The 13,438-nt window shown below is 73.1% G+C and carries 14 protein-coding genes; all 14 read left to right on the forward strand.

Translation table 11 applies throughout. The features are described from left to right. Positions 1 to 5 precede the first annotated feature (5 nt). From ACA089_RS07575 to ACA089_RS07640, 14 genes are read left to right on the forward strand one after another with little or no spacing between them, the layout of a single operon-like run. Positions 6 to 530, forward strand: coding sequence for a phage tail protein (locus ACA089_RS07575; protein WP_372015243.1), 525 nt, complete (start codon positions 6 to 8; stop codon positions 528 to 530). Further along, positions 530 to 1,213: a hypothetical protein gene (locus tag ACA089_RS07580; protein WP_372015245.1), complete on the forward strand. Its 684-nt coding sequence runs from the start codon at positions 530 to 532 to the stop codon at positions 1,211 to 1,213. The genes ACA089_RS07575 and ACA089_RS07580 overlap by 1 nt, the downstream gene beginning before the upstream one ends. A 7-nt stretch (positions 1,214 to 1,220) precedes the next feature. Next, the gene (locus tag ACA089_RS07585; RefSeq protein WP_372015248.1) at positions 1,221 to 1,907 is read left to right on the forward strand and encodes a hypothetical protein; all 687 of its coding nucleotides are present in this window, start codon (positions 1,221 to 1,223) and stop codon (positions 1,905 to 1,907) included. Beyond that, positions 1,904 to 3,256, forward strand: coding sequence for a DUF4255 domain-containing protein (locus ACA089_RS07590; RefSeq protein ID WP_372015250.1), 1,353 nt, complete (start codon positions 1,904 to 1,906; stop codon positions 3,254 to 3,256). Before ACA089_RS07585 ends, ACA089_RS07590 begins: the two co-directional genes overlap by 4 nt. Then, positions 3,253 to 5,178 carry an AAA family ATPase gene (locus ACA089_RS07595; protein WP_372015253.1) on the forward strand — a complete coding sequence of 642 codons (1,926 nt, stop codon included), beginning with the start codon at positions 3,253 to 3,255 and terminating at the stop codon, positions 5,176 to 5,178. The genes ACA089_RS07590 and ACA089_RS07595 overlap by 4 nt, the downstream gene beginning before the upstream one ends. Beyond that, positions 5,175 to 5,420 carry a hypothetical protein gene (locus ACA089_RS07600; RefSeq protein ID WP_372015256.1) on the forward strand — a complete coding sequence of 82 codons (246 nt, stop codon included), beginning with the start codon at positions 5,175 to 5,177 and terminating at the stop codon, positions 5,418 to 5,420. Before ACA089_RS07595 ends, ACA089_RS07600 begins: the two co-directional genes overlap by 4 nt. After that, entirely contained in the window at positions 5,417 to 7,552 is a 2,136-nt protein-coding gene (locus ACA089_RS07605; protein ID WP_372015259.1) for an eCIS core domain-containing protein, read from the forward strand. The genes ACA089_RS07600 and ACA089_RS07605 overlap by 4 nt, the downstream gene beginning before the upstream one ends. Beyond that, the gene (locus tag ACA089_RS07610; RefSeq protein ID WP_372015262.1) at positions 7,549 to 8,760 is read left to right on the forward strand and encodes an eCIS core domain-containing protein; all 1,212 of its coding nucleotides are present in this window, start codon (positions 7,549 to 7,551) and stop codon (positions 8,758 to 8,760) included. Before ACA089_RS07605 ends, ACA089_RS07610 begins: the two co-directional genes overlap by 4 nt. After that, positions 8,757 to 10,448: an eCIS core domain-containing protein gene (locus tag ACA089_RS07615; RefSeq protein WP_372015265.1), complete on the forward strand. Its 1,692-nt coding sequence runs from the start codon at positions 8,757 to 8,759 to the stop codon at positions 10,446 to 10,448. The genes ACA089_RS07610 and ACA089_RS07615 overlap by 4 nt, the downstream gene beginning before the upstream one ends. Positions 10,449 to 10,457: 9 nt before the next feature. Next, positions 10,458 to 11,120, forward strand: a complete 663-nt coding sequence (locus ACA089_RS07620) for a CIS tube protein (protein ID WP_372015268.1) — start codon at positions 10,458 to 10,460, stop codon at positions 11,118 to 11,120. 10 nt (positions 11,121 to 11,130) lie between these two features. Further along, positions 11,131 to 11,478 (forward strand): Base plate wedge protein 53, encoded by a 348-nt coding sequence (locus tag ACA089_RS07625; protein ID WP_372015271.1) that lies wholly within the window; start codon positions 11,131 to 11,133, stop codon positions 11,476 to 11,478. Positions 11,479 to 11,480: 2 nt separating this feature from the next. Next, positions 11,481 to 12,611 (forward strand): hypothetical protein, encoded by a 1,131-nt coding sequence (locus ACA089_RS07630; RefSeq protein WP_372015274.1) that lies wholly within the window; start codon positions 11,481 to 11,483, stop codon positions 12,609 to 12,611. Continuing rightward, positions 12,608 to 13,117 carry a phage baseplate assembly protein V gene (locus tag ACA089_RS07635; RefSeq protein ID WP_372015277.1) on the forward strand — a complete coding sequence of 170 codons (510 nt, stop codon included), beginning with the start codon at positions 12,608 to 12,610 and terminating at the stop codon, positions 13,115 to 13,117. The genes ACA089_RS07630 and ACA089_RS07635 overlap by 4 nt, the downstream gene beginning before the upstream one ends. A gap of 7 nt (positions 13,118 to 13,124) precedes the next feature. After that, a complete protein-coding gene (locus ACA089_RS07640) occupies positions 13,125 to 13,436 on the forward strand; it encodes a hypothetical protein (protein ID WP_372015279.1) in 312 nt (103 codons plus the stop codon). Positions 13,437 to 13,438: the final 2 nt, after the last annotated feature.

Below are 13,438 nucleotides of genomic sequence, written 5' to 3' on the forward strand. Positions count from 1 at the left end.
CCACCATGGCCCAGTTCACCGTCAACCCGCAGCGCTTCGACCCGTACAAGAACTTCAAGTTCCGGGTGAAGTGGGACGGCCGCTATGTGGCCGGCATCAGCAAGTGCTCGGCGCTCAAGCGCAGCACCGAAGTGGTCGAGCACCGCGAGGGCGGGGACCCGAGCACCTCGCGCAAGTCGCCCGGCCGCAACAAGTTCGAGCCGATCACGCTGGAGCGCGGCGTGACCCACGACCCGGAGTTCGAGAAATGGGCCAACAAGGTCTGGAACTACGGTTCCGGGCTCGGCGCCGAAGTCTCGCTCAAGGACTTCCGCAAGGACCTCATCCTCGAGGTGTACAACGAAGCCGGGCAACTGGTGCTGGCCTACCGGATCTACCGTTGCTGGGTGTCCGAGTACCAGGCCCTGCCGGATCTGGACGCCAACGCCAACGCGGTGGCGATCCAGATGCTCAAGCTCGAGAATGAGGGCTGGGAGCGCGATTACGAGGTGGCCGAGCCCTCCGAGCCCGTGTTCAGCGAGCCGGCCTGATGCATGGCGAGGCGCTCACGCTGGCCTTGTGGGAGGGGGCGGCCGGGCGCCGCGGCCTGGCGCGGGAGGCCGCGCTGCTGGACGCGACCCCACGTTCGCTGCCCGAACGCAACCTGCTGGCCTTGCGCCGCTATGCCCACCTGTTCGGGGCCGAGCTGGAACTGGTCGGCCGCTGCCCGCATTGTCGCGCGGCCGTGGAGTTCACGATCGACGCGGTGGACTGCGCGGACGCGATGGAAGGCGGCCCGGCTGCTCCGGCGGCCGCGGAATGGCACGTGCTGGAAACGGACGCCGCGCCGCTGCGGTTCAGGCTGCCGGGCCCCGCCGACCTCGGCGCGCTCGACGCCGTGGAAGACCCGGCGGACTTCGCCGAATCGCTGCTGGCGCGCTGCATCGACGGGCCGTTGCCGGATGCGGCGGCGCGCGACGCGATCAGCCGGCGGATGGAGGCACTGATGCCGGGTGCGGTGGTGTCGTTCTCGCTGCTCTGCCCCGACTGCGGTGGCGGCTGGAGCGCGCCGCTCGATCCGGTCGAACTGCTGTGGCGCGAACTGCGCCTGCGCGCCGAAAGCCTGCTTGGCGACGTCGCCGTGCTGGCACGGGGCTTCGGCTGGAGCGAACGGGAGATCCTGGAGCTCGGCGCGGTACGGCGCGCCGCGTACCTGCAGTTGCTCGCCGCCTGAGGACGCCATGCTCGAGTTCCTGCGCCAGCTCGCACCGCGACACCCGGATGCACTGCGACCGGCCTCGCCGCTGCGTCGCATGGCGGCGCCCGGCGTGTCCGACGCGACCGGCGCGGCGCATGATGCGGTCGCCGACGACCGCCTGGCCGGTGTGCCGGCAGCGGACGAAGCCGGGCCACCCCGGCTGGCACCGGCACCGGCACCGTCGCCGGAGACCGGCCCGTTGCCGCCCACTGTCCGCGCCGCCACCGCGTTGACCCGTCCCGCAGCGCCGGGCCCTGCCGCACCGGGGGCGCAGCCCCGCCCGGCCGGCCACCCCCTCGAGGCCGCGACCGGAACGGCGTTCCTGGAGGATGCACCGGCCGCGCCGCCCCCGGCCGCGATGTCGATGGCCGACCGTTCCGTGGCCATCGCCCGCGGGCGCCGCGCGGGCGCCGTTCCCGCTGCCGCCACTGCCGCGCCCGTCATCCCGCGTGCCCTGGCCGTGGCGGCGCCGATATCGCCGGCCACCGTCGCCCGCTTCGCCCAGGAGCGCGGCGCCCCGGCAACCGCACCCACGATCCACCTGAGCATCGACCGCATCGAGGTGCGCGCGCCGGCCCCGCCCCGTGCCCCTGCGGCCCCGTCGAAACCGAAACCGGTGCGCGAGCCGCAAAGCCTGGGCGACTACCTCAAGGGCAAGGTGGCGCCATGAGCTCGCGGCTGGCGATCGGAGCGGTCAGCGCGGTGCTGCGCAACCTGCTCGACGACGCGATGATCAACGTCAACCCGGACCTGGGCACGACGGTCGATGTCAGTGCGGTCGCGCCCGACACCATCGATCTCGGCGACGAACAGGCGGCGCCGCGCCTGAACCTGTTCCTGTACCAGGTCACGCCGAACAGCGGCTGGCGCAACGCCGCCCTGCCCTCGCGCAACGGCGCGGGCGACCGCCTGGCCAACGCACCCCTGGCCCTGGACCTGCATTACCTGGTGACCGCCTACGGTCGGAGCGACTTCCAGGCGGAGATCCTGCTCGGTTACGCGATGCACGTGCTGCACGAACGGCCGTGGCTGGACCGCGCATCGATCCGCGAAGCGCTCAACCCCGGTGGCTCGCTCGACCTGAGCATGTTTCCGCCCGCCATCCAGGCGCTGTCGCGATCGGATCTGGCCGAGCAGGTCGAGGCGATCAAGGTCGTTCCTGAAGCGCTCGGCACGGACGAGCTGAGCAAGCTGTGGTCGGCCATCAAGAGCGACTACCGGCCATCCGCCGCCTACCGGGTGTCGGTGGTGCTGATCGAGGCGACGCGTCCGGGCGTCTCGCCGCTGCCGGTGCTCTCGCGTGGCCGCGTCGACCCGGACACGCAGCGGGACGAAGGCGTCCGGGTCCATCCGGACCTGCTGCCGGCGACGCCGACGTTGTTCAGCGCCGAACCGCCCGCCCGGCAGAAGACCGCGCGGCTGGGCGAGACCGTGACCGTCACCGGCATCCGGCTGCTCGGCGCGAATCCGCGCGCCCGGCTGGCGCATCGACTGCTGGACGCGCCGCTGGACATCGCGGTCGTTCCGGACGCAGCGGGCAAGGCCTTCGACCTCGTCCTGCCGGACACCCTCGCCGCGCAGGACGGAATCCCGGCGGGCAACTGGCTGCTCAGCCTGGTGCTGACCCCGCCTGGCGAGCCGGAGCCTCGCGAGACCAATGCCATCCCGCTGCAGGTCAGCGCCGCGCCGGTGATCGACGCGACCGGCGCGCCGCTGAACCTGCCGCCGATCTCGATCGCGCGCAACGTCGCCCCGCCACGCGTGCGGGTCATGCTGCGTTCGCGGCCACGGGTGCGCCCCGGGCAGAGGGCGGTGCTGGCGCTCGGCAGCGCCCAGTGCGACGCCAATCCCCGCACGGACCCGGCCGATCCGCTGGTGTTCGACTTCCCCGCTGCGCTCGCCGGCGGCGACTACCACGTCCGACTGCGCGTCGACGGCGTCGACAGCGAACTCGTGATGATCGAACCGGGCAAGGCGCCGGCCTTCGATCCCGACCTCCAGGCCACGGTGCCGCCATGAACGGCCCCGTGCATATCGCCGCCGGAATGCCGTCCTGGAGCGAGCGCAACCAGCGCTGGCTGGTCGCGCGGATCGCCGCGCTGCGCGCATGGCTGGAGGGCGCCGCGCCGCCCGCCCCGCTCGCCCGCGGCGGGGACGACCACGGCTTCGTACCCGCGCTGGAGCGCTGCGCGGAGATGTTCGGCCTGAGCCGCTTCGAGAGCGATGTGCTGCTGCTGTGCGCCGGCGCGGCGCTCGACGCGGGCGTGGCGCGGGCGATCGCCAGCGCCGGCGGCCACGCCGATGGCGCGCCGACGTTCTCGCTGGCGATGTCCCTGCCCGGGGAACCGCACTGGGATGCGATGTCGCCACAGGCGCCGCTGCGCTACTGGCGCCTGCTTTCGATCGACGGCGCCGACCCGGTCCGCGCCGCGCTGCGGATCGACGAGCGGGTCCTGCATTACCTCACCGGCGTGGATGCGATCGACGAGCGGCTGGATGGAATGGTCGACGTCCTGCCCGCGCCGCGCGCCATGGCCCGGCCCGACTGGGTCACCCAGGCGGTCTCCGCGCTCGCCTCCGGCGTGGCGTGCGTGCAACTGTACCGGCCAGGCACCGCGCCGGCGCGCGCGCAGTTGCTGCCGCTGCTCGCCGCCACCGGCCACGCGGCGTTGTGGTTGCACCACCTGCCCGACGATCCGGTGCTGCTGGCGCGGACGCTGCGGCTGGTCGACCGCGAAGCGGCGCTGGCCCGGGCGCTGGTCGTGATGGATGGACGGGACGGCCTGCCTGCCGCCTGGACCGCGCAGGTGCGAAGCCACCTGCGCAGTGCGCTGGTGCTGTTCGGTGGCGCACCGGCCGACGCGCCCGACCTGGCGCTGCGACGGGTCGCGCTGCCGGCATGGACGCCGGCCGAACAGGCCGGCGAACTGGCCCGGCGCACGCTCGGGTCCGACGGCGGCGCGGAGGAGGCGGCGTTCCGGTCGGCGCTCGTGGAAGCCTGCGAACAGTTCACCCTGTCCGATCCGCGCGCGCTCGACGAGGTCGCCGCGGCGGTCGCCGCGGTCGCGCCCTGCCCGCAACGCACCGCCGAGCAGGCATGGAAGGCGCTCCGCGAGCACAGCCGCAATGGCCTGGACGCGCTGGCCCAGCGCATCGATTCGGCGACCGCGCTCGATGACCTGGTGCTGCCCGACGCGCAGCTGGCGATGCTGCGCGACATCGGCCGGCAGCTGCGCCACCGCCGCCGCGTATACCGGGACTGGGGCTTCGCCGCCCGTTCCTCGCGCGGCCTGGGGCTGGCGGCGCTGTTCACCGGCGAAAGCGGCACCGGCAAGACCCTGGCTGCGGAAGCCATCGCCAACGACGCCGGCCTCGACCTGTACCGGGTCGACCTGGCCAGCACGGTCAGCAAGTACATCGGCGAGACCGAGAAGAACCTCAAGCGCATCTTCGACGCGGCCGAGGCCAGTGGCGCGGTGCTCCTGTTCGACGAGGCCGACGCGCTGTTCGGCAAGCGCAGCGAGGTCAAGGACAGCCACGACCGCTACGCCAACATCGAGACCGCCTACCTGCTGCAGCGGACCGAGGCCTACCGCGGGCTCGCCATCCTCACCACCAACATGAAGGCGTCGCTGGACAAGGCCTTCCTGCGCCGGATCCGCTTCGTGGTCCAGTTCCCGTTCCCGGACGAAGCCGCACGCGCGGAGCTGTGGCGGCGACAGTTCCCGCCGGTGGCGCCACTGGCGGACGACGTCCGCTGGGAAGCGCTGGCCCGGCTGCAGTTCGCCGGCGGGCACATCCGCAGCATCGCGATCAATGCCGCCTTCGCCGCCGCGCACGAGGACGCGGCGATCGCGCAACGCCACCTCGTCGCCGCCGCGCACGCCGAACTGGCGAAGCTGGAGCGCAGCCCCGGCTCGCAGGCGGGAGCGCGCCCGTGAACCGCCGCGACATCCCGGCCACGGCCATCCACCTGCGTATCGACAGGCTCGTCGTCGACGCCGGCGCGCTCGACGCCGGCGGCATGCCACGCGACCTGGCCGCGCGGCTGCAGGATGCGGTCTCCGCCCGCCTGGATGGCGCCAGACCGGGCCACCCGCCCGGGGACGGCGGCTGGCTGGATGCGGTCGCCGGCGACGTGGCCACCCGGGTGCGGTCGACCATGCCGGGGACCGGCGAATGAGCGCCGCGCATGCCAGCGTCGCCCGTCCGCAGGCCGGCATCGCGCCGCGCAGCATCCAGCGCGACTGCGCCTGCGGCGGAAGCTGCGAGAAATGCCGGAGGAAGAAGCTGCAGCGCAAGGCCGACCCCGGCGCCGGAAGTACCACGGCCCCGGCCCTGGGCGGCCTGGACACCGGCGGCCATGCGCTGCATCCGGCATTGCGCGGCAGGCTGGAGCCGCTGTTCGGCACCAGCTTCGCCGACGTGCGCGTGCACGACGACGCGTCCAGCCATGCCGCGGCGCGCGCCCTGCACGCCAACGCGTTCACGTGGGGGCAGCACATCCACTTCGGTGCGGGCCGCTACCGCCCCGACAGCGAGCGCGGCCTGCACCTGCTGGCGCACGAACTGGCCCACACCGTGCAGCAGCGCGGCAGCGCCCCGGTGGCCGCGGCCGATGCGATCGAGGTCGGCGCGCCCGACTCGCCGCTGGAGCGCGAGGCGGACGCCAGCGCCGACGCCATCGTCGCCGGCCGCGCCGCCGGACCGGGGCCACTGCCGGGCATCGCGGCGCTGCTGCAACGCGATGCGATCCCCGGCGAAGCGACGATGGACATCCCGGACGGCTCCGGGGGTGGCGTGCGCATCCACCGCACCATGCGCGACCGTCCCTGCGATGCGCCCGAATACGCCGCGCGCGGCGAGACCACCCCGCGCGACCGCATCTTCGAGTGGGACGAGGAGGCGCATGCCATCCGCCTGCACTACTCCATGTGCTACGGCTCGGTCCGCCTGACCACCGACAGTTCCATCGACTACTCGCGGGTGGTCGAGGCCGGGCGTCGCCTGCTCGACACCCTGCAGAACAACCCGGCGGCCGGCGCGGACCCGGCCACGCTCGCCAGCACCGCCATCGACCAGGCCCAGCTGGGTGCCACCGGCGCCGTCACCTTGACCGTCGACGGCGTCCTGCAGCTGCGCGTGGGCGCCGAGGCCGAAGCGGGCGCGGGCGACCAGGGCGTGCGCATCAACGGCGAGCTGCGCATCGCCCCGAACGGCGACGTCACCTTCGTCGTGCGCGGCGGCGCCGACTTCGGACACGACCGCGAACGAGACCTCAGCCGGTACTCGCTGGGACTGCGCGTGGGCACGCGCTGGTTCCAGATCGACCTGAACTACCTGCGCGACGAGCGCACGCCGGCGGGGGGCGGAACCACGGCCCGCGAGAGCGCGACCGGCGAGATCCGCATCCCCATCCCCGGCACCACGATCGCGCCCTTCATCCGCGGGCAACTCGAACTGGATCGCGGCGGCGTCTCCGGCGGAAGCATCCTCGGCGGCATCGACGTGCCGCTCGAAACACCGCGTCCGGGCCGCGTGAACTGCTACACCTGCCGCTGCCCGCCACCGCTGCCGGAGTACGCATGCACCCCGTACGGCACGCGCGAGGTCACCGACCGCGCGGCCGACACCCGGCGGCCGGCGCTGCTGTACCAGTACGACAACGAGCAGCCGGCCGATCGCGCCGAGTTCGATGCGCGGGTGGCCTCGATCGCCAGCCTCGCCGGCCAGGGCTACGAGGTGCGCGCGATCAGCGGCTACGCATCGCCGGAGGGCACGGTCGCCTACAACCAGGCCCTGGCCCAGCGCCGCGCGGACCACGCCCGAGGCGGGATCTCGGCGCGCCTGCCCGCGGGCGCCAGCGCGCTGCCGGTGGCGAGCGGGGTCGGCGAACTGCTCGGCGAGTCCTCCAGCGCGCCGGGGCAGGAGGCGCGCAACCGGGAACTCACCACGGAGCTGCGCAACCGCCTGGTCGCGCTCGGCCCCGACGAACGACTGGACCTGCTGGGCGTCGACAGCGCGCGCCGGTCCGACCCGGTCCAGCGCCAGCAGGCGCTCGATGACATCGAGTCGTTCGTGCAGGGCCGCGATGCCCGCGGCCGCGGGCTCTCCGGACGCGCGCGCTGGGAACGGGTGTTCCCTTTCCTGCGCCGGGTCGAGGTGGAACTGCACCGCCCCGCGGTCACCCACACCGAACGCGTGGACCGCCCCGGGGCGCGCGGTGGCTGCAGCCCCGACCAGCAGGCGCAGATCGACCGCGAGCATCCGATCCCGGACGAGGCCCGCCTGCCGACGCGGAGCTGCGACGGATGAAGGACCACGACGCCATCCCGTCGCAGGCGGCTACGCCGCGGCACGCGCCGGTTCCCGACCTGGGCCGGTCGCTGGACGGGCCGGCGCAGGCGTTGCCGCCGGCGCTGGCCGTGGAACTGGCGCACCACTATGGCCGCGACTTCGGCGACGTACGCATCCACGCCGATGCCGACGCCGGCATGTCCGCCCTGGCGCTCGGCGCCGAGGCTTACACGGTCGGCCGCGACATCGTGTTCGCGCCGGGGGCGTATCGACCCGACAGCACGGCCGGCCGGCGCCTGGTGGCGCACGAGGCGGCGCACGTCGTGCAGCAGGGCGCGCAGCCGGCACGTGGCGGCGACCTGCGGCTGGACGCCGGCGAAGGCGCCGCCGAACGCGAGGCCGAGCAGGCCGGGGCCGCGTTCGGCCAGCCACGGGCGGCCGGCGCGCACCACCTGCAGCCACGGGGCGGAGGCGCCGTCGTGCAGCGTTCGCTGTTCGGTTCGATCCTCGGCGGCGTGCTGGGCGCCGGCGCCGGCATCGCGCTCGGCGCGTTCTTCGGACCGCTCGGCATGGTCGTCGGCGGCATCGCCGGCCTGGTGGCCGGCGCGGTGATCGGGGACCAGGCCTCGCGCCGCAGCCGCAGCCTGTCCGGCACCGAGAAGACCTACCTCTACGAGATCTTCCGCGACTCGGTGGACTACGACGACGTCACCATCACCCGCGGCAGCGCGTTCTCCGCCGGCGCGGCACGGACCATCGGCAACACGATCAACCTGCAGGACGAGCAGTTCACCGGCGACACGATGGACCTGTCGGACGACGGGATGCTGGTGCTCGCCCACGAGATGGGCCATGTCTGGCAGTACCAGAACGGCGGCCTGGACTACATCCCGTCGAGCCTGATTCCGCAGCTCCGGGCCGCGATCACCGGCGGCGACCGCAATGCGGCGTACGACTGGCGCAGCGCGGTGCGCAACCACGTCGACTGGGCCGACTGGAACGCCGAGCAGCAGGCCGAGTGCATCTCCGATTACAACGAGGCCCTCCGCCGGCTCAGGGCCAACGCCTACACCGCCGATGCCCGGCGCGCGCAGCGGCGGCTGGAGGACATCCAGACCGTGTCGCTGGCGGAGCCGTTCATCGAACGGGTACGCGCCGGCACCGGCGCGCCGGGATCGCGCCGGCACGGTGCCTCGGCGCCGGCGGACGAAGGAGGCGCGCCGTGAGCCGCACGCCGATCCGCATCGAACGCAGTGCGGCCACGGACGCCGGCGGTCGCGCCTCGCCGTACCGCTCGGCGGCCGGCAGCGCCCCCGGCCCGGCGCGGATGCGCGTGGGCGAAGCCGACGGCGCCGGTGAACGCGAGGCGTCGCGCGCCGCCGATGCGGTGGCCAGGGGAGGCGAGGCCCGCGTGCAGCCGTGGCCGGGCGCAGCGCCGTCGAACGGTGCGGGTGCGCCTGCCACTGCCCTGTCCGACACGGCCGCCGCGTGTGTCGATGCGGCGCTGGCCACCGACGGACAGCGGCTCGATCCGGCAAGCCGCGGATTCATGGAAGGCCGCTTCCACCGCGACTTCTCCCAGGTCCGCGTGCATGCCGATGCCACCGCGGTGGCCTCCGCCGAAGCGCTGCATGCGCACGCCTATGCCACCGGCAACCACATCGTGTTCGGCCGCGGTGCCTATGCGCCCCACACCGCGGCGGGTCGCCACCTGCTGGCCCACGAGCTCGCGCACGTCGCACAACAGCCAGGGACCGGCGCGGGACTGCCGCTGCAGCGGCTGCTCCAGCGCCAGCCGACCTCGCTGGCGGCGATCCCCGAGGCGGAGCGCCGCGCGATCCACGCCGGCATGACCGCGGTGAGCGTGCCGACGGAACGCATCACCGCGTTCTTCACGATCATGCCCAGCGGCCGGCCCAGCGAATCACGCTCGATCGGTGCCACCAACAGCTTCGACCCGGCCATCCCGGCGGCGATGCACACCGGCCTGGGCAGCATCGGGGCGTGGATCGCGGGCGACACCAATGCACTGCCGTTGAACAGCAGCATCGAAGTCGACCTGGACCTGAGCGCCCACGGCGGAGCCCGCACCACCTACCGCTTCACCCATTTCACCCACACCACCGGCAGCGGCCGCAGCGCCAGTTCGGCGAGCGTCATGCTGGTCGAACCGGTCGGCGCCACGCTGGCCGCGCCGGCCGCGCAGACCGTTCCGGCCAGCGGCACCTTCGCCGTGGGCAGCGCCAGCTTCACCGTCGGCGGCAACTGGAACGATGCCGACTACACCACCCTGCACCAGGCGCTGGGACTGCTCCCGGCCGCGGCGCTGACCGCCGCCACCGGACTGACCTTCCGCCGGGTCGGTGCCGGCACCGGCGCCGAAGGCGGGCACTACGACAGCGGCACCGACGCGGTCGAACTCAACAACCGTGCTTTCCCCGCCAGCAGCGACCTGCGCGTCGGCCAGCGACCGCTGGCCGTACGCAACGTGCTGCACGAAGTCGGCCACGCGATCGACCTGCGCGTGCTCGAGCGCGCCTGGCAGGCGTACAACAGCGCCGGCCAGACCCCCGCGGCGCGACGCACCCTGCTGGCCGTGCGCTCGCCGTCCGGCAGCCGTTGGGGCGCCGCCACCGACGGCAGCGGCAACGACGAGATCCAGGAGAACGCGGGCGATACCGCACCCGCGTTCCGCGCGGCGGTCCGCCGCGACGGCGTCCGCCGCGATACCAGCGGCGCGCGCACCACCCCCGAAGGCACCACCGCCACGCTGAGCGGCGGCGTCACCACCTACTCGGATACCGACTACCAGGAGATGTACGCCGAGTCCTTCGCCATGTACGTGGGCGCGCGCGAAACCCTGCGCCAGCTCAGGCCCGCCACCTTCGCCTATTTCCAGAGCATGTTCCCCTGAGCCGCGACCATGAGCCTGTCCTCTTCCCCGAAACTGATCAAGGGCGGCCTGGTGATCCTGCCGCCCGGCGGCAACGGCGCCCCGCGGCGCACGATCGCGTTGCAGTACAACCCGGACACGCTGAGCCGCAGCTACCAGGTGCAGGGCACGGGCGGCGACGGCGGCGGCGAGCGCGCGCAGCCGTTCCGGCTGAAGGGGCCCGCGATCGAGACGTTGCGGGTCGAGGCCGAGATCGATGCCACCGACCAGCTCGAGGCGCCCGACCGGAACGCCACCGCGGTACGCCACGGGATCGCCCCGCAGATCGCCGCGCTGGAGTCGCTGGTGAATCCCTCGGTCGAGGAACTGCTGGCGCTGGACGCGCTGGCCGCCGGCGGCACGCTGGAGATCCTGCCGCCCGAGGCGCCGCTGGTGCTGTTCGTCTGGAGCCGCAGCCGCGTCGCCCCGGTCCGCGTGACCGAGCTCTCGGTGACCGAGGAAGCCTTCGACGCCGCGCTCAATCCGCTTCGCGCCAAGGTCAGCCTCGGCCTGCGCGTGCTGACCACGGACGACCTCGGCTTCCGCCACCGCGGCGGCTCGCTGTTCATCAACCACCTGCGCACGCGCGAATCGCTCGCCGGCAAGGCCGCCGGCGTCTCGCTGGAGGCGCTCGGCCTGGATGCGCTGCCGTGAGGACCCTGCCATGAGCACCGACCCCATCCAGCTGCTGATCGACGCGGGCGCCATCCCCAGCGAACCGTTCGACCCGACGAGCCGCTACCGCGGCGTGCCGCTGGCACTGCACGCGCGCGGAGGCGGGGAGCCTCCCCTGCCCTACGTGCGCCGGCGCTTCATCGCCCAGCGACGCGACATCCCGGTGGCGGTGGAGGCCGCCGTGGCCGCGTTCGACCGCCCGGACCTGCTGGCCGCGCGCACGCTCGGCGAGCCGTTGCTGTACTGGCGCATCGCCGACGCCAATGCCGTGTCCGATCCGTTCGAACTGACCGGTCGGCCCGGCGACCGCGTCGCCATCCCCGGGAGCATCGGCTGAGCATGGACGCGCGCGGGATCAAGCTGAAACTGCTGATCGGACCGGTACCGGTACCGGCGCCGCGCGAGGTCGTCGAGGCGCTCGTCTCGGCGAAGGTCGAGGCCGGCTCCGGCGACACGCAGAGCGGTTTCGAGCTGACCTTCGAACTGCCGGCGCGCTCGCCGCTGCGCACCCTGTTCCTGCTCGGCGGCGGGGGCGGCGGCGTACCGCTGATGCGGGTGGTGCTGGTGGTGTCGATCAACGGCAGCGACGAGGTGATCGCCGACGGGATGGCCACCCACGTCGACACCGTGCCCGGCGAAGGCGGCGTGGCCCGGCTGGTGGTCAGGGGCAAGGACCTGTCGGCGCTGATGGACGTGATCGAGATCCCCGGCCTGCCGTTCCCGGCGATGCCGCCATCGGTGCGCGTGCTGCTGATCCTGTCGAAGTACGCGGCGCTGGGCGTGGCGCCGCTGGTGATCCCCGGCATCGTCGACGAACCGCCGTTGCCGACCGAACGCATCCCGACCCAGCAGGGTTCGGACTACGCCTACGTCAAGCGGCTGGCCAGCGAGACCGGCTACGTGTTCTACGTCGAGCCGGGCATCGCGCCGGGCAACAGCATCGCCTACTGGGGCCCGGAGATCCGGGTCGGCGCGCCGCAACCGGCGCTGACCACCGGGATGGACGCGCTGACCAATGTCGAGCAGCTGTCGTTCAACTTCGACCGCGAGCGCAAGAAGATGCCGATCGTGTACTTCCAGGAGGCCAACAGCAAGGTCGGCATCCCCGTGCCGATCCCCGACATCACCCCGCTCAACCCGCCGCTGGGCGCGATCCCGCCACTGCCGCCGAAGATCGAGAAGCTCACCGACACCGCGCACCTGGGCGTGGCCGGCGCGCTGGCCAGGGGCCTGGCGTTCGCCGGGCAGAACAGCGATTCGGTGTTCGGCAGCGGCCAGCTCGATGTCGCCCGCTACGGCCACCTGCTCCGGTCGCGCCGGCTGGTCGGCGTGCGTGGCGCCGGCCTGCCGTTCGACGGCCTGTACTACGTCAAGAGCGTGAGCCACCAGATCGAGCGCGGCGCGTACAAGCAGAGCTTCTCGCTCGCGCGCAACGGCCTGGTCTCCACGGTGCCGGTGGTGCAGACATGAGCGGCGAGCGCTTCTACGGCAAGTTCCGCGGCTCGGTGCGCAACAACATCGACCCGATGATGAAGGGCCGGCTGATGGTCGAGGTGCCCGACGTCGGCGGCAACCTGCTCAGCAGCTGGGCGATGCCCTGCCTGCCGGTGGCGGGCATGAACATGGGCATGTTCACGGTGCCGCCGATCGGCGCCGGGGTCTGGGTCGAGTTCGAGCGCGGCGACCCGGACTACCCGGTCTGGGTCGGCGGCTACTACGCCGAGGCCGACGTCCCGATGATGGCGCGCATGGTCTCCCCCGGCGTGTCCGGGATCGCCCTGCAGACCCTGGCGAAGAACGGCCTGGTGATCAGCGACATGCCCGGCCCGGCCGGAGGCATCCTGATCCAGACCACCACCGGCGCGATGATCTCGGTCAGCGACGTGGGCATCGTCATTTCCAACGGCAAGGGCGCGGTCATCAACATGACCGGCCCCACCGTCGACATCAACGCCGGCGCGCTGACGGTGGTGTGAGATGCCCATGCCCATCGTCCATCTCGGCGCCACGGTCATGTGCATGCACGCCGGCAATGCGGTGGCGACGATGCCGTTCCCGCGGGTGACGGTGTCCGGCCAGCCGGTGGTGCAGACCACCACGCCTTACGTCATCGCCGGCTGTTCGCTGTCGACGTCCTCCGGCCCGTTCTGCGCCAGCGGGCAGTGGATCGCCGGGGCGACCCGCGTGCTCGCCGGCGGCCTGCCGGTCGCGGTCGCCGGCGGCACCGCGGTGTGCATCGCCACCGGCACCGGCATGCAGGCCCTGGTCACCCAGGCCCGGGCATTGGCGACCTGAGG

The sequence above is a fragment of the Pseudoxanthomonas fibrivorans genome (assembly GCF_041464125.1).
Lineage (GTDB): Bacteria > Pseudomonadota > Gammaproteobacteria > Xanthomonadales > Xanthomonadaceae > Pseudoxanthomonas.

What these genes read in the sequence shown, in the direction of transcription:
- ACA089_RS07595 (WP_372015253.1), top strand. Translation starts at nt 3,253, where the DNA reads ATGAACGGCCCCGTGCATATCGCCGCCGGAATGCCGTCCTGGAGCGAG.
- ACA089_RS07605 (WP_372015259.1), top strand. Translation starts at nt 5,417, where the DNA reads ATGAGCGCCGCGCATGCCAGCGTCGCCCGTCCGCAGGCCGGCATCGCG.
- ACA089_RS07575 (WP_372015243.1), top strand. Translation starts at nt 6, where the DNA reads ATGGCCCAGTTCACCGTCAACCCGCAGCGCTTCGACCCGTACAAGAAC.
- ACA089_RS07620 (WP_372015268.1), top strand. Translation starts at nt 10,458, where the DNA reads ATGAGCCTGTCCTCTTCCCCGAAACTGATCAAGGGCGGCCTGGTGATC.
- ACA089_RS07630 (WP_372015274.1), top strand. Translation starts at nt 11,481, where the DNA reads ATGGACGCGCGCGGGATCAAGCTGAAACTGCTGATCGGACCGGTACCG.
- ACA089_RS07590 (WP_372015250.1), top strand. Translation starts at nt 1,904, where the DNA reads ATGAGCTCGCGGCTGGCGATCGGAGCGGTCAGCGCGGTGCTGCGCAAC.
- ACA089_RS07635 (WP_372015277.1), top strand. Translation starts at nt 12,608, where the DNA reads ATGAGCGGCGAGCGCTTCTACGGCAAGTTCCGCGGCTCGGTGCGCAAC.
- ACA089_RS07610 (WP_372015262.1), top strand. Translation starts at nt 7,549, where the DNA reads ATGAAGGACCACGACGCCATCCCGTCGCAGGCGGCTACGCCGCGGCAC.
- ACA089_RS07580 (WP_372015245.1), top strand. Translation starts at nt 530, where the DNA reads ATGCATGGCGAGGCGCTCACGCTGGCCTTGTGGGAGGGGGCGGCCGGG.
- ACA089_RS07625 (WP_372015271.1), top strand. Translation starts at nt 11,131, where the DNA reads ATGAGCACCGACCCCATCCAGCTGCTGATCGACGCGGGCGCCATCCCC.
- ACA089_RS07640 (WP_372015279.1), top strand. Translation starts at nt 13,125, where the DNA reads ATGCCCATCGTCCATCTCGGCGCCACGGTCATGTGCATGCACGCCGGC.
- ACA089_RS07585 (WP_372015248.1), top strand. Translation starts at nt 1,221, where the DNA reads ATGCTCGAGTTCCTGCGCCAGCTCGCACCGCGACACCCGGATGCACTG.